The organism is Pseudoalteromonas sp. S4492, from assembly GCF_005886115.1.
Lineage (GTDB): Bacteria > Pseudomonadota > Gammaproteobacteria > Enterobacterales > Alteromonadaceae > Pseudoalteromonas > Pseudoalteromonas gelatinilytica.
In genome coordinates, this window is sequence record NZ_PNCP01000005.1 from 64,109 (window position 1) to 82,877 (window position 18,769).

Genomic DNA, 18,769 nt, shown 5'->3' on the forward strand with positions numbered 1-18,769 from the left:
TCATGTCATTTACAGAGCTTGATACTGCTTATATGGCGCGTGCCATTGAGCTTGCTAAACACGGCCGTTTTACTACGACGCCAAATCCTAATGTTGGCTGTGTACTGGTTAAAAATGGCGAAATAGTCGGTGAAGGCTTTCATCAAATCGCAGGGCAGGGCCATGCTGAAGTCAATGCATTAGCCGTGGCTGGCGACAAAGCGAAAGGTGCTACTGCCTATGTCACTTTAGAGCCTTGTAGTCATTATGGGCGAACTCCGCCTTGTGCCGAAGGTTTAAAAGCTGCGGGTGTTAGCAAGGTGATTGCTGCTATGGTTGACCCAAACCCTGCTGTGAGTGGTCGTGGCCTACAGATTTTAGCCGATGCTGGCATTGAGGTGGCATCTGGTTTACTTGAGCAACAAGCGCGGGATTTAAACAAAGGCTTTTTAAAGCGAATGGAAACAGGGTTGCCATATGTAACCTGTAAAATGGCGTGCAGTTTAGATGGTAAAACCGCACTCAATAATGGCCAAAGTAAATGGATAACAGGTCCTAAAGCGCGCCAAGACGTGCAAGCATTTCGTGCGCAAAGCTGTGCTATCTTAACCGGTGCAGACACCGTTATTAGCGATAATGCCAAACTTAATGTCCGTGTTGATGAGTTGCCATTTAGCATGCCGACCTCGTTGCCTTTACGCCAACCTACCCGAATCATTATTGACTCACAAAATAGGTTAACGCCTGAGCTTGCGTTATTCAGCATCGAGAGCCCGGTGATAATTTTTACCACGTCGCTTGATAATCAAACTAAGTGGCCTCACTTTGTTAAACACGAAGTAGTGCCAGCAGTTAATAATAAAGTTGATTTATCGGCACTTTTAAAGCGTCTTGCTGAACTACAATTTAATCACGTTTGGCTCGAAGCAGGTGCGACCCTGGCTGGCGTGTTTGCTGAGCAAGATTTAATTGACGAATACTTTGTTTATATTGCCCCTAAGTTAATAGGTGATATGGGCAAAAGCTTACTAAACTTTGCAGAAGTCACCATGATGAGTGATATCACTGAACTGACCTTTACTGATACAGTGATGATTGGTGACGACATCCGCCTAACAGCGGTAAAAGCAAAGCAAGCCACAGACATTGAAAATAAAGAGTAGCACTATGTTTACTGGAATTATTGAAGCAACAGGTAAAATTGTTGAACTAACACAAAAGCAAGGTGATCTAGCTATTCGTATTCAAAGCGCTAATTTGGATATGAAAGACGTCAAGCTCGGTGACAGTATTGCCACCAACGGTGTGTGTTTAACGGTTGTCGCTAAACATAGCGATGGTTTTAGTGCTGACTTATCAAACGAAACCATCAGCTTAACTGGGTTTGCTCATTACAAAAAAGGGCAAACAGTTAATCTTGAAAAAGCCATGCAACCTATTTCTCGTTTAGGTGGACACTTAGTGTCAGGCCATGTTGATGGTATTGCGACCGTTGAAAGTATCAGCCCTAATGCTCGTGCAACAGAGTACTGGCTAAGTACAGATAGCGATTTAATGAAATATATTCCGTACAAAGGTTCGGTGTGTATTGATGGCATTAGCTTAACGGTCAACGAGGTCGAGCAAAATCGCTTTAAGTTGACGATTGTTCCGCATACTGCTGAGCAAACTACGATTGCAGAATTTCAGGTGGGGACTCAGGTGAACTTAGAAGTTGACCAGATTGCTCGCTATTTAGAGCGCCTAATAAAAGGGGCCGAACAACCTTCCCGTTCAGACATATCAATGAGCTTGCTCGCACAAGCTGGCTTTATTAAATAAGTACAGATACGTCACTATTAATCATACTCTCATGGGCACATTATGAATTTACACAGCGCGCAAGAAATTATCGATGACATTAAAGCCGGTAAAATGGTTATTTTAATGGACGATGAAGACCGAGAAAATGAAGGCGATTTAATTATCGCAGCAGAGCACATTAGTGCTGATGCTATCAATTTTATGGCAACACATGGTCGTGGTTTAATTTGTTTAACAATGACACAAGAGCGTTGTCAGCAGTTAGATTTGCCGTTAATGGTGAAAAATAACGGGGCTGCTTTTTCAACTAACTTCACCATGTCGATTGAAGCAGCGAAAGGCGTAACAACGGGTATTTCAGCAGCTGACCGTGCTCGTACAGTGCAAGCGGCAATTGCTAAAGGTGCCGTGCCGAGCGATATTGTACAACCAGGGCATATTTTTCCTATCATGGCGCAGCCAGGTGGCGTGTTAACACGTGCTGGTCATACCGAAGCAGGTTGTGATTTAGCGCGTTTAGCAGGTCTTGAGCCTTCATCTGTAATTGTTGAAATCTTAAATGCAGATGGCACCATGGCTCGTCGCCCAGATCTTGAAGTATTTGCTAAAGAGCATGACTTAAAGATTGGCACTATTGCAGATTTAATCGAATACCGAAACCTAAACGAAACCACCATTGAGCGCGTTGCTAAATGTAAACTGCCAACAGATCACGGTGAGTTTGATTTAGTGACCTACAAAGACACTATTGATGGTCAGCTTCACTATGTTTTACAAAAAGGTGAAGTATCGAAAGATGAACCTACGCTAGTACGTGTTCACTTACAAAGCACCTTTAACGACATTCTATTATCAGATAGAAGTGCTGATCGTAGCTGGGGCTTATCAGATGCAATGGCTTATATCGCTGAGCACAACGGCGTGCTGGTTATTTTAGGTAAACAAGAATCAACTGAAGACTTAGAAGCAACCGTTAAAGCGTTTGCTGCTGAAGATGCGGGCGAAAATGTCAGTCATCGAAAGTTCCAAGGTACATCGCGTACAGTGGGCGTGGGGTCTCAGATTTTGGCTGATTTAGGTATTGAAAAGATGCGCTTAATGAGCCGTCCTAAGAAGTACCATGCATTATCTGGTTTCCACTTAGAAGTGGTTGACTACGTTGAGCCGCGCTCTTAATTAGGGAAAACAGATTTTCTAGGCTACTTTTATATTTTTGTGGTATTATGCGCCGTAATTTTTGCGCAATCGCAACCGCTTAAACTTATTTTTTAGGGTTATTAAATGAAAATTATTGAAGGTAACAAATACGCACCGGGCAAAAAATTTGCCATTGTCATTTCTCGCTTTAATGACTTTATTGGTAGCAGCCTATTAGCAGGTGCTGTTGATGAGCTTAAGCGCACAGGTGGCGTATCTGATGACGACATTACTGTTGTTTACGTACCAGGTGCCGTTGAATTACCTTTAGCAGCGAAACGCGTTGCAGCAAAGAAAGAACACGATGCAATCATCGCTTTAGGCGTAGTGATCAGAGGTGGTACACCACACTTTGATTTAGTCGCTGGCGAATCAAACAAAGGTCTTGCGCAAGTATCTCTTGAGTATGATATCCCGGTTGCATTTGGCGTATTAACCACTGAAAGCATTGAGCAAGCAATTGAGCGCGCAGGTACCAAAATGGGTAATAAAGGCGGCGAAGCTGCTTTAGGCGCGCTTGAAATGGTTAATGTGTTAGACAAAATTTAAGTTTAAGGAATCTCTGTGAAACCAGCAGCAAGACGTAAAGCACGTATCTTAGCACTTCAAGCCGTATACTCTTGGCAGTTAAGCGGTAACCCAATTGCTGATATTGAACAGCAAATGTTAATTGAAAATGATGTGACTAAGATCGACGTCGAATATTTCAAAGACCTAGCACGCGGTGTTGTTGTTAACTGTAAGCAATTAGATGAAATCGTTGCGCCACATTTAGCACGCCCAGCAGATGAGTTAGACATGGTCGAAAAAGCAATTTTACGTCTGTCTGCCTATGAGCTGAAATTCCGTGAAGACGTACCTTACAAAGTGGCAATCAATGAAGGCATTGAGCTTGCGAAGATGTTTGGTGCTGAAGACAGCCATAAGTTTGTCAACGGTGTACTTGATAAAGCAGTTAAAGAGCTGCGTAAGTAAGTAGCCCCGTAAAGGAGAGCCGGCTTGGGCCGGCTTTTTTGTGTATGAAGGAATTTGAACTAATCAATCGTTACTTTAAGGGTCGTGGCATTATTCGCCGTGATGTGAACCTAGGTATTGGTGACGATTGTGCCTTAGTAACTGTGCCTGAAAACTGTCAATTGGCGGTAACAACAGACACCTTAGTTGCGGGCGTACACTTTTTTGATGACATCTCTGCGCGTGCCCTTGGGCATCGGGCGTTAGCTGTTAATTTAAGTGATCTTGCGGCAATGGGCGCTGAACCTACGTGGATTTCGGTTGGCTTAACCTTGCCTGAGGTAAATATAGAGTGGCTTGAAGAGTTCACTGAAGGTATGCATGAAATTGCAGAGTACTTCAATGTGCAAATCATTGGTGGTGATACCACCCAAGGCCCTTTAACTATTACAATCTGCGCTAAAGGTATTGTGCCTGAAGGCAAAGCACTACGCCGTAGCGGTGCTAAAGTTGGCGATTGGATTTATGTAACAGGCCCATTAGGTGATGCTGGTGTAGCTATTGAAGCCCGTAAACAAGGCCTTGATATTGCCCCTGAACATTTAAGCTATTTAAATAATCGCTTTGATTATCCGACGCCTCGTGTAGCAGCAGGTCAGGTTTTGCGAGGCGCGGCCTCTGCGGCTATCGATATTTCTGATGGCTTGTTGGCAGATTTAGGCCATATTTTAGCGCTATCGCAAGTTAGTGCGGTGATCAATGTCGATAAAGTGCCTGTTTCTGATGCATTAAATTCGTCGATTCCACGTGCCGAGCAGTTTGATTATATCTTAAATTACGGTGACGATTACGAGTTGCTGTTTACTGTGCCTGAAAGCAATAAAAGCATGGTTGATATGAAATTACGCCAATATGGTGTTGAAGCAAGTTGTGTTGGGCAAATTAAAAGTGGCGAAGGTGAGATTGAGCTATTACTTGATGGTGAAAAGTTTAACTATCAAGGAAAGGGCTTTCAGCACTTCGCGAAGGAGCCGGTTTGAGCAGTAACCGTTTATTCAATTTAAAACGCCCACACCAATTTTTTGGTTTGGGTTTTGGCTTAGGCCTTGCCCCTAAAGCGCCAGGCACATTTGGTACTTTTGCTGCTTTGCCATTTATTTTCACCACGATGTACTTTCCGCTGTGGTTACAGATTGTGTTTGCAATCGTGATCAGCGTGTTTGGTATTTGGGCATGTGGTAAAACAGCAGATGACTTAGGGGTACATGATCATCCAGCCATTGTTTGGGATGAAGTTGCTGGTTATTATATCACCATGATTGGTGCTGCATTGAGTTGGCAGTCACTGTTGGTGGGTTTTTTATTGTTCCGCTTTTTTGATATCGCTAAACCAGGTCCTATCCGAATTTTAGATAGACGTTTACACGGTGGCTTGGGCATCATGGCTGATGATATTTTAGCAGGTGTTTTTTCATTAATTTGTGTTCAAGCCTTGTTTAAAGCTGGTTATTTACCTTTTTAAACGATGAGTTAAGTGTTACTTGGTGGCAAGTATATGATGCGATTTCTAGTTGTCTGTTTGTTGGTGTTTTGCAGCATGCCTGCGTTTGCATCTATCACAGAGTATGTGGTCAAACAGTGGAACATCCAAAATGGCTTGCCATCACAATCCTTAAAAAGTATTGCCCAAGATGAGCAAGGCTATATGTGGCTGGGTACCCAGTTTGGTCTAAGCCGCTTTGATGGTAACACGTTCACTAACTTCAATACGCAAAACAGCGACTTCCTGCCAAGTAATGGTATTAATAAACTATTAGTCGATAGCACAGGGTTACTTTGGGTTGGTACCAAAAATGGCTTGGTAACACTGGACCCTAAGACCATGATGTCGCAGACCTTTAATGTAAAAGGCCCGGTTCGCGATATTCTCGAAGATTCCAAAGGCAGCATTTGGATTGCAGCCAATGGCCTTTATTATGTTGCTCGAAATCAAGTCACACTCAATCAAAACTCCGCGTTAATTGTACCGGTCTCCAATGCCACCGCTATTACGCAAATTGTTGGTTCGGTGAGTCAAATGGCATTATCGCCAGAAGGCATTTGGCTGGTCAATGAGCGCCATTTATTGCGTTTAACCAATACTTCATCTGACTTTGCTAAATTACGATTAGAGCTTACTGCCAAGGTTTCATTACCTGAGCGTTTAGCACAAACCATTATTCATGATATGGCGTGGCTTGAAGGTAACTTATACCTTGCCTCAGAGCTGGGTGCCTACTTTCTTGATTTAGATGACGAGCTGCGTCCATTCCCACTGCCCAATGCGAGTAACTCTGCCGTTTATAAATTTATGAGTGACTCTGATGGGGCGCTCTGGATTTCGACTTACGGCCGACTGTTATTTCGTGATAACTCAGGGGATTGGCAATGGGTTGAGCCAAGCCAGCTCGATCAAAGCATTTGGTTTGCCGATATTTTCCGTGACAATCAAAATAACATTTGGCTGGCAAGCTTCAGTGAAGGCTTATGGCTTGCTCACGAGGGGCGTATTGAGCGTCACTCAGCTATCTCAAATATGACCGAAGCGGTGATGGCGATTAGCCAAGCACCTGATGGCAAATTATGGGTAGCTAACCGCAGCGGTGTCGGCTACTTCGATTACAACAAGAATTTTGTAAATCAAATTCCGAGTAATCAATTTGGTCGAGCTGCGGTACACGACTTACAATTTGATGGTGATCGTTTGTACATCGCAACAGGCCGCGGTGTGTTTTATTACGAAAACCAAAACTTGTATACGGTGCCGGGGCGAGCACTGCGCGATAACCCAGTATTCGCAATTAGCCGTTCTAGCAAAGGCGGTTTTTGGCTAGGTACAGGCCGCGGAATGTACCGCTTAAGTTATGGTGGTTTAACACCTTTTGCATACAATGCCTTCTTAAGTAGTAAATTTATTACCTATGTTCTGGATGAGCAAAACTTTGGCTTAATTGGCACCAGTAAAGGGGCGTATTACTTTACCGACCGCGGTATTGAAAAAATTGGCGACCAAACTAGCTTAGAAAGTGCCTACGTCACCAGTATTTTGAATATTGAAGGGGTGGGTATATTAATTGGCTCACTTAACGATGGTTTATTTTATCGCAGTACCAAAGGCCAATGGCGTCAGTTAGATGCGACCGATGGTCTACCTTATGGCTCTATTTTTAGTCTGGTTTACGATAAGCAATTAAAACGTATCTGGGTCAGCACCATGAAAGGCGTATACCGCATGCCGGTAGAGCAGTTTGGTACAGATATCGAGAGCTTAAAAGTAGAACAAGTGATTTCATCGTTTGACCGCCAACTAGATGGTAAAGCCAGTCAATGTTGTGCCGGCCTTGGCCACGATGCTGTAGCAGACACGGGTAACTCTATTTGGTACCCAAGCTTACAAGGTGTGGTAGAAATACCTAAGAGCGTTGAGCTTTTTGGTGTTCAAGCACTTAAGCCACGTATTGAAAGCTTGATCACGCCGCTTCGTCATTTAAGTACCGCAACCTTAGGTGATAAACCACAGCTGCAAATTGATGAACGCGATGTAACGTTAAAATACACCGCGATTGATTATTATGCCCCTTCAAGTATCGAGTTCCGCTATCGCTTAAGTGGCTTAGACAGTGATTGGCGTTATGCCAATACTCGTCGTGAGGCAATTTATACCAACTTACCGCCAGGGTCGTTTTTATTCCAACTTGAAGCAAAGCGCCGTGGTGAAGATTGGCAAAAAGCACGTCGTACTGAGTACAGCTTTGTAGTGCCGCGCCGTTTTGATGAGACTATTTATTTTAGACTCTTGATCACCAGTAGCTTTATTTTACTGTTCTACCTTGTATTTTGGGTATTTAGAGCGCAAGAGAAACGTAAGCAATTAGCGCTTGAAAGCTTAGTAACAGAACGAACCGTAGAGCTTCGAGAAGCCAACGATAAGCTTAACCAAGTGAATTCACAGCTTAAGTTAGTTAGTCACTCAGATGAGCTTACAGGGTTACGTAGTCGCCGCTTCTTATTTGATCAGCTCCCTAAAGATATCGAACACTTCCAGCGTAACTCGCAGTCATTGCAAGCGCAGGGTAAGTCGCTCGTTCTATTGATAATTAACTTTGATAACTTCAGTCGCATTAATGATGCGTATGGCCCCCTTGCTGGCGATAGCTGTTTACAACAAATGGCGACTTTATTGAATAGTCGTACTCAAGGTTCTGACTATGTTGCACGCTGGAGTGGCGATGAGTTTTTACTCTTACTACGTGACTTCAAACGCACAGCGATAGACAATTATGTGGCCGATTTATGTGAAGCAATTGCAGCAAACCTATTTAGATTACCGAATGGAGAATCGACCACCATTACTGCGTCGATTGGCTGGTCTTTCTACCCATTACCTTTATTGGGTGGCCAAGTTATTGGTTGGGAAACCTCAGTTAACCTTGCCGATATCGCACTGCACCAAGTTAAAAAGCGCGGTGGCGATGGCGTTGCAAATATTACCTTTGATGAGCAATTAGATGCGTTTGAGTTCGAGCAAAGCAACAATGTTGATCAGCAACTTAGTGCACTACAAGCTAATGGCTTAGCCGATATTAAAATTTGGATGCGCTAGCGTTTCTATTGGTATTAAAAAAGGAGCCTTAAGGCTCCTTTTTTGTGAATGGTGTTTGGCTTAAGCCATGAACTCTTTGATGCGAGTTAAGATACCATTTGCATCTAGGCCCATTTCGGCATGCATTTCATCTTGCGTACCATGCTTAATGAATTCATCTGGAATACCTAAGTTCAAGATAGTCACATTTGCTTTAATTGCAGCTAAGTATTCATTCACAGCAGAACCTGCACCGCCAGCAATGGCGTTGTCTTCTAAGGTAACAATCACATCATGGTTATTAAGTAACTCACTAATAGCATCAGTATCAAGCGGTTTGATAAAGCGCATATCAATGACTGTTGCGTTAAGCGCTTCTGCAGCTACTTTGGCGTTCTCTAAAAGCGTACCGAACGACAAGATGGCCACTTTGCTACCTTGTTTGATACTACGCGCTTTACCAATTTCAATCGCACTCATGGTTGATTCAACCTCACACGTGCCTGCACTACCACGCGGGTAACGAACAGCGACAGGTTGATTGCATTGGTAACCAGTATAAAGCATTTGACGGCACTCGTTCGTGTCGCTTGGTGCCATGATAACCATATTAGGAATACAGCGCATAAAGCTTAAGTCATAAGCACCTTGGTGAGTTTCACCATCTGCACCAACAATACCAGCACGGTCAATAGCAAATAAAACAGGTAAGTTTTGTAATGCTACATCGTGGATAAGTTGATCGTACGCACGTTGTAAAAAGCTTGAATAAATAGCAACAACAGGCTTCAAACCTTCACATGCAAAGCCAGCAGCAAGCGTTACAGCATGTTGCTCTGCAATCGCCACATCAAAGTATTGAGCTGGATACTCTTTTGAAAAACGTACCATGCCTGAGCCTTCACGCATCGCTGGGGTAATTGCCATTAGCTTGTCGTCTTGTGCTGCCATATCACATAACCAGTCACCAAACACATTTGAGAATGTGGCAGCGCCTGGTTTTGATTTTGGTAATTTTGACATGCTCGGATCAAATTTTGGTACACCATGGTAACCAATTGGATCCGCTTCAGCAGGCTTATAACCTTTACCTTTTTGCGTTTTAATATGCAGTAACTGCGGGCCTTTAAGGTTACGCATATTACGTAAGGTATCAACCAACATATTTACATCATGACCATCAATTGGGCCGATGTAGTTTAGGCCTAATTCTTCAAAGAACGTGCCTGGAATGACCATACCTTTTAAGTGTTCTTCCATGCGGCTAGCAAGTTCTTTCACTGGCGGTAAACCTGAAAGCAGCTTTTTACTGCCTTCACGAATATTGGTGTAGAAACTACCAGATAAAATACGAGCAAAGTGATTATTTAGTGCACCTACGTTTTCTGAAATCGACATTTCATTATCGTTTAAGATAATTAACACGTTAGGGTTTACATCACCCATGTGATTCATTGCTTCAAATGCCATACCCGCCGTAATCGCACCATCGCCAATAACCGCTACAGTTTTACGATCTTTACCTTCTTTTTCAGCGGCAATGGCCATGCCTAAGGCTGCTGAAATTGAGGTGCTCGAATGGCCAACACTGAAAGTGTCGTAAGGGCTTTCTTCACGGAATGGGAAAGGGTGCAAACCGTCTTTTTGACGGATAGTATGCATTTGGTCACGGCGACCCGTTAAGATTTTGTGCGGGTATGCTTGATGACCCACATCCCATACTAAACGATCTTCAGGAGTGTTATAAACATAATGCAGCGCAACTGTTAGTTCAACAGTGCCTAAACCTGATGCTAAATGACCACTACTTTGCGAAACCGAGTTAAGTAGGTATTCGCGTAACTCTTTACTAAACGCAGGTAACTTGTCTTGCGCTAAATCACGCAGTTGTGCTGGTTCGTCAACCAAACTTAATAATGGATACTTGCTACTATCAAGTGTCATGATTTTTTATACATCCTTCGCTAACCAGAGTGCATTATAGCCCATTGCTGCTCTGATTTTTTAGTTATTTTGTCTTTCTTTTGTAGGCATTAATAATTACGTTCAACGATATAGCTAGCAAGGCTCGCCAGTTCGCTGGTGTCGTAATCAATTGCCTCAAGAGCTTGATGAGCTTGAGCCAGTAAATCTTGTGCTTTTTGCTTTGCGCCAGCCATACCTAATAAAGCAGGGTAAGTTGCTTTATTAGCTGCAATATCTGAACCTTGTGGTTTACCCAATGTTTCAGTATCAGCTTCTACATCAAGGATATCGTCTTGTACCTGAAAAGCCAGTCCTATTGCTTGGCCAAATAGGTTTAATTGCGCGAGGGTATGTTCATCGCAATTTTTAGCACACAACGCACCAAGTGTAATTGCACAATTAAGTAATGCGCCTGTTTTTAGCTGGTGAATGCGCTCCAGCTGTTCAACAGTAATTTGTTTATCGGTCGCTTCGATATCCAGTGCTTGTCCACCTACCATACCCTCAATACCTGAGGCTTTGCTTAACGAGGCTATCATTTTTACTTGTTGCGTAGCTGAAACTGCAAATTGATGGTTGGCGATTAAATCAAATGCCAGTGTTTGTAATGCATCTCCGGCAAGTATGGCTTGCGCTTCCCCGTAAACAATATGACAGGTAGGACGGCCACGTCTTAAGTCATCATCATCCATGGCAGGTAGGTCATCATGGACTAATGAGTAGCTATGAATACACTCAATAGCAGCGGCAAGAATATCAAGATCGGCTTTGTCTGCGCCCATCATTCGGCCAGTTGCATAAACAAGGTAGGGACGTAAGCGCTTACCACCATTTAAAACACCATAATGCGTGGCTTCTTTGATGGTTTTTTCGGTATTAAGTGGTCGTTCGAAATAGCGATTTAAATGTGCTTCAACGTCTTCTCGAGCGCGTTGTAGTTGTTCTTTTAATTGCACTTAATTAGTCCAGGTTTGAATCAAAATTGCTAAGAGGCGCTTGGCTATCGTTGCCCATTAAAATGGCAACCTTTTGTTCGGCTTGTTGTAACTTACCAGATGAAGCATTCGCCAGCGCAATGCCGCGTTCAAACTGTTTTAGTGACTGCTCTAGCGACAGTTCACCTTGCTCCATTTGTGCAACAATTTGAGATAATTCATCCAGTGCTTCTTCAAAGCTTAAGTTTTCTGGTTTCTTTGTTGCCATTGTGGCCTCGATAGCTGTTAGAAAGTGAGGCCAATTTTAGGGGGAATGCTAAACTAGGTCAAAGAATGATGTGTTTTTTTACGCATAATCCATTTTCAATATGCTATTTTTACGGTTTTAGATACAGCTTAAACTTGTAGCTTAAAAATCTTACATTAAAATAAAATTAATTCATTTAATGATTTAAGTATTTCAATTGCTTGCCGATAAGCAGTTAATAATAAAAATTTGATGCCTATGGGTGTCGTGTAATTGTTCCTCTGGAGGGGTATGTGGATTTAGCAACCATAATAGGTATTCTTGGTGCCATAGGCTTAATTGCTATGTCGATGGTGTTAAGTAGTGACGGCCAAGTTGCAATGTTTTACAACACGCCTTCGGTGGTCATTGTATTTGGTGGTTCGATTTTTATCGTATTATCGAATTTCACTATGGGGCAATTTTTGGGCATTGGTAAGGTCGCTGCGAAAGCCTTTATGTTCAAAATTGAATCGCCAGAAGAATTAATCGAAAAAGCAGTAGAATTAGCTGACTCAGCACGTAAAGGTGGTTTCTTAGCATTAGAAGAAGCCGAAATCCCTAACGGCTTTATGCGTAAAGGGGTTGATATGTTAGTGGATGGTCATGATGCTGATGTGGTACGAGCTACACTGCAAAAAGATATTTCCCTTACTGCTACTCGCCATGAAATTGGTGCAGGCTTATTTAAGTCCCTCGCCGATATCGCTCCAGCGATGGGGATGATCGGTACACTGATCGGTCTGGTTGCTATGTTGTCAAACATGGATGACCCTAAAGCAATCGGTCCTGCAATGGCGGTTGCTCTTTTAACAACACTTTATGGTGCTTTCTTAGCAAACGTTGTTGCTATTCCTATTCAGGTAAAACTAGAGCTGCGTAAAGATGAGGAAGCGCTTAACCAACGCTTAATTCTTGATGCAGTACTGGGTATTCAAGATGGCCAAAACCCGAAAGTGATTGAAGGTATCTTGAAAAACTACTTGGCTGAATCAAAACGTAAAGTTGATACCGAGGAGTAGGGGATGTCTGATCAAGAGTGCAAATGCCCACCACCAGGCTTACCTGCTTGGATGGGAACTTTCGCAGATTTAATGTCACTATTAATGTGTTTCTTTGTACTCTTACTTGCCTTCTCTGAAATGGATGTACTGAAGTTCAAGCAAATTGCCGGCTCTATGAAGTTTGCTTTCGGTGTACAAAATAAAATAGAAGTAAAAGATATTCCTAAAGGAACCTCAGTCATTGCCATGGAGTTCACGCCTGGTAAGCCTGAACCCACTCCAATTGAAACGATTCAACAACAAACCGTAGAAATGACGCAGCAAATGCTTGAGTTTCAGGCCGGCGACGAAAGCTCTGCCGGTGGTCGTCAAGAGCAACGCGGTAACAAGCGTGGTGGTGAGTCACAAAGTACGGCTCAGCAACAAGCCTTGGAACAGTCAATTTCTGCGGCTGATCAAGAACAAACAAATGAACTTGTGAAGAAAATTGCCCAGCAGCTAGAACAGCAAATAATGGATGGGGCAATTGAGCTTGAGTCATTAGGCCAACAAATTATTATTCGCATTCGAGAAAATGGTTCATTCCCGTCTGGCAGTGCGTTTTTACAGCCAAAATTTAAACCGATTATTCGAGATATCGCCACGCTGTTAAAAGATGTGCCGGGCGAAATTACCGTGTCAGGGCATACTGATGATTTCCAAGTATCGAATGAGCTTTATACGAATAACTGGGATTTATCATCAAAACGCGCAGTGGCAGTCGCCAGTGAAATGGAAAAAGCACCAGGCTTTGATAAGTCACGAATGGTCGTGGTAGGGCATGCTGAAACAAGGCCCCTTGTACCGAATGTGACCGATGAAGATCGTAAACGAAATCGCCGTGTTGAAATCTCTATCATGCAAGGCAAAGCACACGAATCTGACCCTATTGATGTAAGGCCGTAAATCAATTAAAGTGAAACTTCATTAACACATGTAATGGAGTATAAAAATGAAAAAAGTTGATAAATATAGCTACATGCCAGGCAATGGTGATGGCGGTGATGATGATAAAACTGATTAAGACGCTTTATTGTGCCTGATTGGTTTGAACAAATTAGAGTTATTTTGAGCAATAGCTGGGTGTTCATTTTGAGCCCAGCTATTATTATTTTTTATCTTCGTAAAGACTGGCCTGCATTTTACTTTGCTGTTATCACAGCCGCTTTCTTCCTATACGGGACTCTTATTTATTCTGCTTTAAAAGCATTTGATGACATTTATATCTGGCGCTATGTCGTTTGGGCTTTTAATGATATTGCTTGGATGGCTGTCATTGCTTACTTAGGTATTAAAGATAAAGTTTACTTATGGCAAAGTGCTTTGGGGCAACTTGTTGTTATAATGGCGCCCATTTTGCAATTGTTTCGTTTAGTTGACCGCCATCTGTGGGATTTGTCATACAGCACTTACATGTATAAGACCCTGCTACCGCTAATCAATATTGGGACTGTGGTCGTCTGCTATCTACCCCTCATTTACCTTTTTACTCGACGTAGCCCGCAGACGTAAGTCATTCCTTAGTTAAAATTCTTGTGCTAGACTACTGTTTATAAAAACAGTATTTAGTGTTGCGTTATGAAACTTTACATTGCCGAAAAACCGTCCTTGGCGCGAGCCATTGCAGATGCATTGCCTAAACCACAAAAAAAACAGGATGGTTATATAGAGCTTGCTAATGGTGATTGTGTTTCTTGGTGTATTGGTCATTTGCTTGAACAAGCAGAGCCAGATGATTACGATGCAAGTTTTAAAAAGTGGCGATTTGAGCACTTACCTATCGTGCCAGAACAATGGCAATTAAAACCTAAAGCAAAAACACGCAAACAACTTACTGTATTAAAAAAGCTAATTAAGCAGGCAAACATAATTGTTCATGCTGGCGACCCTGATCGCGAAGGCCAGTTATTGGTTGATGAGGTAATTGAACAGGTCAAATTAAGCCAAGCTAAGAAACAGCAAATTCAACGACTATTAATCAGCGACTTAAACTTAAGTGCGGTGAAAAAAGCACTGAATAACTTAAAGTCGAATCGCGATTTTATTCCCTTGAGCGTATCAGCCTTAGCTCGCTCACGTGCCGATTGGTTATTTGGCATGAATTTAACTCGCGCTTATACGCTTGCTGGGCAAAAAGCTGGATTTGGTAATGTGTTATCTGTTGGGCGTGTACAAACGCCTATCTTAGGTTTAGTCGTTAATCGTGATAATGAAATCGCTAATTTTGTAGCAAAACCTTTTTACGAAGTTTTAGCACACCTTGAAACAGAGCAGCAGCAAACATTTTCTGCTAAGTGGCAACCAAGTAAAGCTTGCGAACCTTATCAAGATGAAGAGGGTAGAGTATTGCATAGAGGGCTTGCTGAAAATGTTGTATCACGAATAACTAATCAGCCAGCTAAAGTAGCTGAGCTTGAGCAAAAGCAAAAAAAGCAACAAGCCCCGCTACCTTATAATTTATCCGCTTTACAAATTGATGCGGCAAAAGCATTTTCAATGCCAGCGCAAAAGGTGCTCGATACCTGTCAAAGTTTATATGAACGTCATAAGTTAATTACGTATCCTCGTTCAGATAATCGCTATTTACCAAAAGAGCATCATAAAGATGCAGCTAAAATTATTGCTGCTATTGCGAATAATGAAGGGCAAGCAAGTGAAGCTTGCAAGCAAGCCGATATGAGTAAGCGGAGTAAATGTTTTAATGATAGTAAGGTTGCAGCTCACCACGCCATTGTTCCTACCGAAAAACAACTTCGCTCAGCCTCATTAAATAGTGATGAACAAAAAATCTATCGGTTGATCTGCCGTCATTATTTAATTCAGTTTTATCCAGACTATCTATTTAACGAAACCAAAGTAACGGTCGAAATTGCGGGTGGGCTTTTTAAAGCAGCGGCTAAGCAAGATGTTAGCTTAGGCTTCAAAGCATTAATGGGCAAAACCGAATTAAAAGATGAGCAGACCTTACCGCCACTTGAAAAAGGTCAGCAGCTGCATTGTAATCAAGGTGAAGTGGTAGATAAAATGACAACACCGCCAGCACACTTTACTGATGCTACCTTATTAAGTGCTATGACAGGTATCAGCCGCTATGTGAAAGACCCTGAAATTAAAAAGATCCTCAAAGAAACTGATGGCTTAGGCACTGAGGCTACACGGGCAGGTATTCTTGAACTTTTATTCAAACGCCGCTTTTTAGAGCGTCAGGGTAAAAACATTCTAGCTACCGCAACAGGTAAAGCTCTCATAAGTACATTACCAGAGCAGCTTGCTAGCCCTGACTTAACAGCTAAGTGGGAAGCGTCGTTAGGGAATATAGCTGAGCAACATATGAGTTATCAGCAGTTTTTAACGCCATTACTAGCAGAGCTGCATGCTTTAGTTGAGCAAGCAAAGCAGTGCGACAGTCAAGTATTCGCCCAATTACCAAAAACGCCGCAAAAGCGACGTTTTAAAAGAAAAGCTAAGCCTAGAGCCAAGTCAGCCTAAACTACTTTTTGTTGAATAGGGCAACCGCGGCGTTACTCATCGCTGTAATGCCAGTAGGAAGCGCCTTCTTGTAATCAGGCGCAAACTTACTTGAGTGTAATGAAGGTAATGTTGCGCCAGATTGCATTGCTGCATCATATTGACTCGGTTCAACACCACCTAACCAAAACAAAGTAATTGGTACGTGCTGCTCTGTACGACCATAAAGACCAAAGTCTTCACCTGCCATGACAGCTTCAGTTTCAAGTACATTCTCTTCACCAATAGCGTTAGCAATTGCTGAACGCACTAGGTTGGTTTGAGCTGGATTATTATAAGTTGAAGGAATTGATTCGTCTTCATGTACATAGACTTCAGGCGCTAAGCTTTCATCAAGGCCAGCACTTAATGCTATGCCTTTAGAAATTCGTTTAATCGCCGCGATTTGTTGTAAACGAACTTCAGGGTTATAACTGCGCAGTGTCAGTTGTAGTTTTACTTCATCTGAAATGACATTGTGTTTAGAGCCACCATGAATTGAGCCAACAGTAATAACAGACGGTTCTAATGGTGACAATTCACGGCTCGTAATTGTTTGTAGTGCTAATACAATGCGCGAAGCAATCACAACAGGGTCTATTGTTGTATGAGGATAGGCACCGTGACCGCCTTTACCCTTTACAGTAATATCAACAGAGTCAACACTTGCCATCGTATATTCAGTTTTCATACTGACTTTACCAGCTGGAACACTCGCACTTACATGTAACCCAATAACATGGTCTGGGGTAGGGTACTTAGTAAAGAGCCCTTCTTTAAGCATTGCTTTTGCACCACCGCCTACTTCCTCTGCGGGTTGTGCGACCATCATTAGTGTACCTTGCCACTGATCTTTGTGGGTCATTAACTGTTGTGCTGTGCCAATAAATGAACTCATGTGAATATCATGACCACAACCATGCATTACGCCAACAGTTGCACCCGTATCATTAGTGACGGTTACTTTAGAAGCGTAAGGCTTACCGGTTTGTTCAACAATTGGTAATCCGTCAGTATCAGTGCGGATCATAATTGTAGGGCCATCACCATTTTCATAAATCCCAACAACGCCGTAACCCCCTACATTATCTGTAACAGTAAAGCCTAGTTGTTTTAATTGCTTTGCTATCTTTTGGCCTGTTTGTTTTTCGTGGTACGACAGTTCAGGAGATTGATGCAAGTCTAAATAGAGCTTTTCAATCTCAGGCATAGTTTGTTGAAGGTTTAAATCTAGTGTTGTTGCTTGTGCGAATGGACTAAGAAGTAATAAAGCTGCAGAAATAGCAGATAATTTCATAATGACCTCGACCTGTGGGACTTGTAATTGTTATGTTTGCCACTATATAAAAACCTAAATACTTATATAGTGCAATCAATCAAATGAATAATATGATAAATCTTACCCCGCAAAATTTGCAGCAAGCTTTGGGTGAAACATCCGCTGAAAAATTAGTGTTACTTACTTTTTACTCTGCGCAAAATCCTGAGTGTCATCAGCAAGCTGCTATTTTAGAAAAAATCGCACATGAATATGGTGAGCATTTATTGGTAGCAACATTAGATTGTGATATTGAGCAAGCTCTTGCTGGGCAACTTGCTCAACAAATTGGTTTACAAGCATTACCAACACTTGTGATGTTAAAAGATTCTGCACCTGTCGATATGTTACCGGGTGCTCAAACAGAACAGCAAATTCGTGATGCGCTTGCAAAACATTTACCAGCACAGCACGAGTTATTATTAGAGCAAGCTAAACAAGCGTTAATTAATCAAGATTTAAATAATGCCTTTAATTACGCAAAGCAGGCTTACGAGTTAGATCCAAGCCATACGCGTGTAAAATTAGTATTAGCTGATATCTGTATTCAAATACATAAATTAGAAGATGCGCAAGCATTGTTAGCTTCAGTTGCAGAAAATGAACGAGATGCGTATTTCACAAATATTCAAGCAAAGTGTGAACAAGCATTAGCTGCAACAGATTCACCTGAAATAAAAGCACTACAAACGAAAGCTGAAAAATACCCAAATGATTTAGAGATAAAAGTAGAACTAAGTAATGCACTTAATAGTGCGGGTCGTAAAGAAGAAGCTTTAGAGATGTTATTTAATGTACTTAAAAAAGATCTTAATTACGCAGATGCAAAACCAAGCTATCTAGAAATTATCGCTTCTTTACCTGATGGCGATGCCTTGGCATCTAAGTATCGCCGTAAGTTATATAGTATCTTGTACTAATCCATTATTGATTGATAAAAGCGCCATTAAAAATTGTGGCGCTTTTTTTATTTAAAAACTTGCGTATTACCTAATTTCGATAATACTTAAGATCCTCTCGAGAAAAGTTGGCTGTATTTTGTACAGTAAACTGTGTTTTTTACTGCCTTTAGCTTGTTTTTTGCGCGAAAGGTAAGTTTTTAGTAGTTTTCTACAAAAAGTGCTTGCGTTAATTCTTCGCATCCCTATAATGCGCATCCAC

At 42.1% G+C, this 18,769-nt stretch carries 17 protein-coding genes; 13 read left to right on the forward strand and 4 right to left on the reverse strand.

Annotation, left to right across the window (positions count from 1 at the left end):
• Positions 1-2 precede the first annotated feature (2 nt).
• The 8 genes from ribD to CWC28_RS02375 all read left to right on the forward strand — a co-directional run bounded on the left by ribD (position 3) and on the right by CWC28_RS02375 (position 8,575).
• Positions 3-1,142 (forward strand): bifunctional diaminohydroxyphosphoribosylaminopyrimidine deaminase/5-amino-6-(5-phosphoribosylamino)uracil reductase RibD, encoded by a 1,140-nt coding sequence (gene ribD / locus CWC28_RS02340; protein ID WP_063702244.1) that lies wholly within the window; start codon positions 3-5, stop codon positions 1,140-1,142.
• Between the two features lie 4 nt (positions 1,143-1,146).
• Entirely contained in the window at positions 1,147-1,800 is a 654-nt protein-coding gene (locus CWC28_RS02345) for a riboflavin synthase (protein ID WP_063702246.1), read from the forward strand.
• Positions 1,801-1,842: 42 nt separating this feature from the next.
• A complete protein-coding gene (gene ribBA / locus CWC28_RS02350) occupies positions 1,843-2,958 on the forward strand; it encodes a bifunctional 3,4-dihydroxy-2-butanone-4-phosphate synthase/GTP cyclohydrolase II (RefSeq protein WP_063702249.1) in 1,116 nt (371 codons plus the stop codon).
• 105 nt (positions 2,959-3,063) lie between these two features.
• Positions 3,064-3,528: a 6,7-dimethyl-8-ribityllumazine synthase gene (gene ribH, locus CWC28_RS02355; protein ID WP_036966328.1), complete on the forward strand. Its 465-nt coding sequence runs from the start codon at positions 3,064-3,066 to the stop codon at positions 3,526-3,528.
• A gap of 15 nt (positions 3,529-3,543) precedes the next feature.
• Entirely contained in the window at positions 3,544-3,954 is a 411-nt protein-coding gene (gene nusB, locus CWC28_RS02360) for a transcription antitermination factor NusB (RefSeq protein ID WP_063702251.1), read from the forward strand.
• 44 nt (positions 3,955-3,998) lie between these two features.
• On the forward strand, positions 3,999-4,973 hold the full coding sequence (gene thiL / locus CWC28_RS02365; RefSeq protein ID WP_063702253.1) for a thiamine-phosphate kinase: 975 nt from the start codon (positions 3,999-4,001) through the stop codon (positions 4,971-4,973).
• The gene (locus CWC28_RS02370) at positions 4,970-5,455 is read left to right on the forward strand and encodes a phosphatidylglycerophosphatase A family protein (RefSeq protein WP_063702255.1); all 486 of its coding nucleotides are present in this window, start codon (positions 4,970-4,972) and stop codon (positions 5,453-5,455) included. The genes thiL and CWC28_RS02370 overlap by 4 nt, the downstream gene beginning before the upstream one ends.
• A 33-nt stretch (positions 5,456-5,488) precedes the next feature.
• The gene (locus CWC28_RS02375) at positions 5,489-8,575 is read left to right on the forward strand and encodes a ligand-binding sensor domain-containing diguanylate cyclase (protein WP_063702258.1); all 3,087 of its coding nucleotides are present in this window, start codon (positions 5,489-5,491) and stop codon (positions 8,573-8,575) included.
• Between the two features lie 60 nt (positions 8,576-8,635).
• Here the strand turns inward: CWC28_RS02375 and dxs are convergent, their stop codons facing one another.
• The 3 genes from dxs to xseB all read right to left on the reverse strand — a co-directional run bounded on the left by dxs (position 8,636) and on the right by xseB (position 11,722).
• Positions 8,636-10,498 carry a 1-deoxy-D-xylulose-5-phosphate synthase gene (gene dxs, locus CWC28_RS02380; RefSeq protein WP_063702260.1) on the reverse strand — a complete coding sequence of 621 codons (1,863 nt, stop codon included), beginning with the start codon at positions 10,496-10,498 and terminating at the stop codon, positions 8,636-8,638.
• A gap of 89 nt (positions 10,499-10,587) precedes the next feature.
• Positions 10,588-11,475 (reverse strand): (2E,6E)-farnesyl diphosphate synthase, encoded by an 888-nt coding sequence (ispA, locus tag CWC28_RS02385; RefSeq protein WP_063702262.1) that lies wholly within the window; start codon positions 11,473-11,475, stop codon positions 10,588-10,590.
• A gap of 4 nt (positions 11,476-11,479) precedes the next feature.
• Positions 11,480-11,722: an exodeoxyribonuclease VII small subunit gene (gene xseB, locus CWC28_RS02390; RefSeq protein ID WP_054552565.1), complete on the reverse strand. Its 243-nt coding sequence runs from the start codon at positions 11,720-11,722 to the stop codon at positions 11,480-11,482.
• Positions 11,723-11,994: 272 nt separating this feature from the next.
• Between xseB and pomA the strand changes: the two genes are divergently transcribed.
• The 4 genes from pomA (at position 11,995) to CWC28_RS02410 (ending at position 16,272) form a co-directional block, all read left to right on the forward strand.
• Entirely contained in the window at positions 11,995-12,762 is a 768-nt protein-coding gene (pomA, locus tag CWC28_RS02395; protein WP_063702264.1) for a flagellar motor protein PomA, read from the forward strand.
• A 3-nt stretch (positions 12,763-12,765) separates the two neighbouring features.
• On the forward strand, positions 12,766-13,689 hold the full coding sequence (locus tag CWC28_RS02400) for a flagellar motor protein MotB (protein WP_063702266.1): 924 nt from the start codon (positions 12,766-12,768) through the stop codon (positions 13,687-13,689).
• A gap of 129 nt (positions 13,690-13,818) precedes the next feature.
• Positions 13,819-14,295 carry a hypothetical protein gene (locus tag CWC28_RS02405; protein ID WP_063702268.1) on the forward strand — a complete coding sequence of 159 codons (477 nt, stop codon included), beginning with the start codon at positions 13,819-13,821 and terminating at the stop codon, positions 14,293-14,295.
• Positions 14,296-14,361: 66 nt separating this feature from the next.
• A complete protein-coding gene (locus tag CWC28_RS02410; RefSeq protein ID WP_063702270.1) occupies positions 14,362-16,272 on the forward strand; it encodes a DNA topoisomerase III in 1,911 nt (636 codons plus the stop codon).
• A 1-nt stretch (position 16,273) separates the two neighbouring features.
• Here the strand turns inward: CWC28_RS02410 and CWC28_RS02415 are convergent, their stop codons facing one another.
• A complete protein-coding gene (locus tag CWC28_RS02415) occupies positions 16,274-17,587 on the reverse strand; it encodes a M20 metallopeptidase family protein (protein WP_063702272.1) in 1,314 nt (437 codons plus the stop codon).
• Positions 17,588-17,670: 83 nt separating this feature from the next.
• Between CWC28_RS02415 and CWC28_RS02420 the strand changes: the two genes are divergently transcribed.
• The gene (locus CWC28_RS02420; RefSeq protein WP_063702274.1) at positions 17,671-18,528 is read left to right on the forward strand and encodes a tetratricopeptide repeat protein; all 858 of its coding nucleotides are present in this window, start codon (positions 17,671-17,673) and stop codon (positions 18,526-18,528) included.
• The last annotated feature ends 241 nt before the right edge of the window (positions 18,529-18,769 follow it).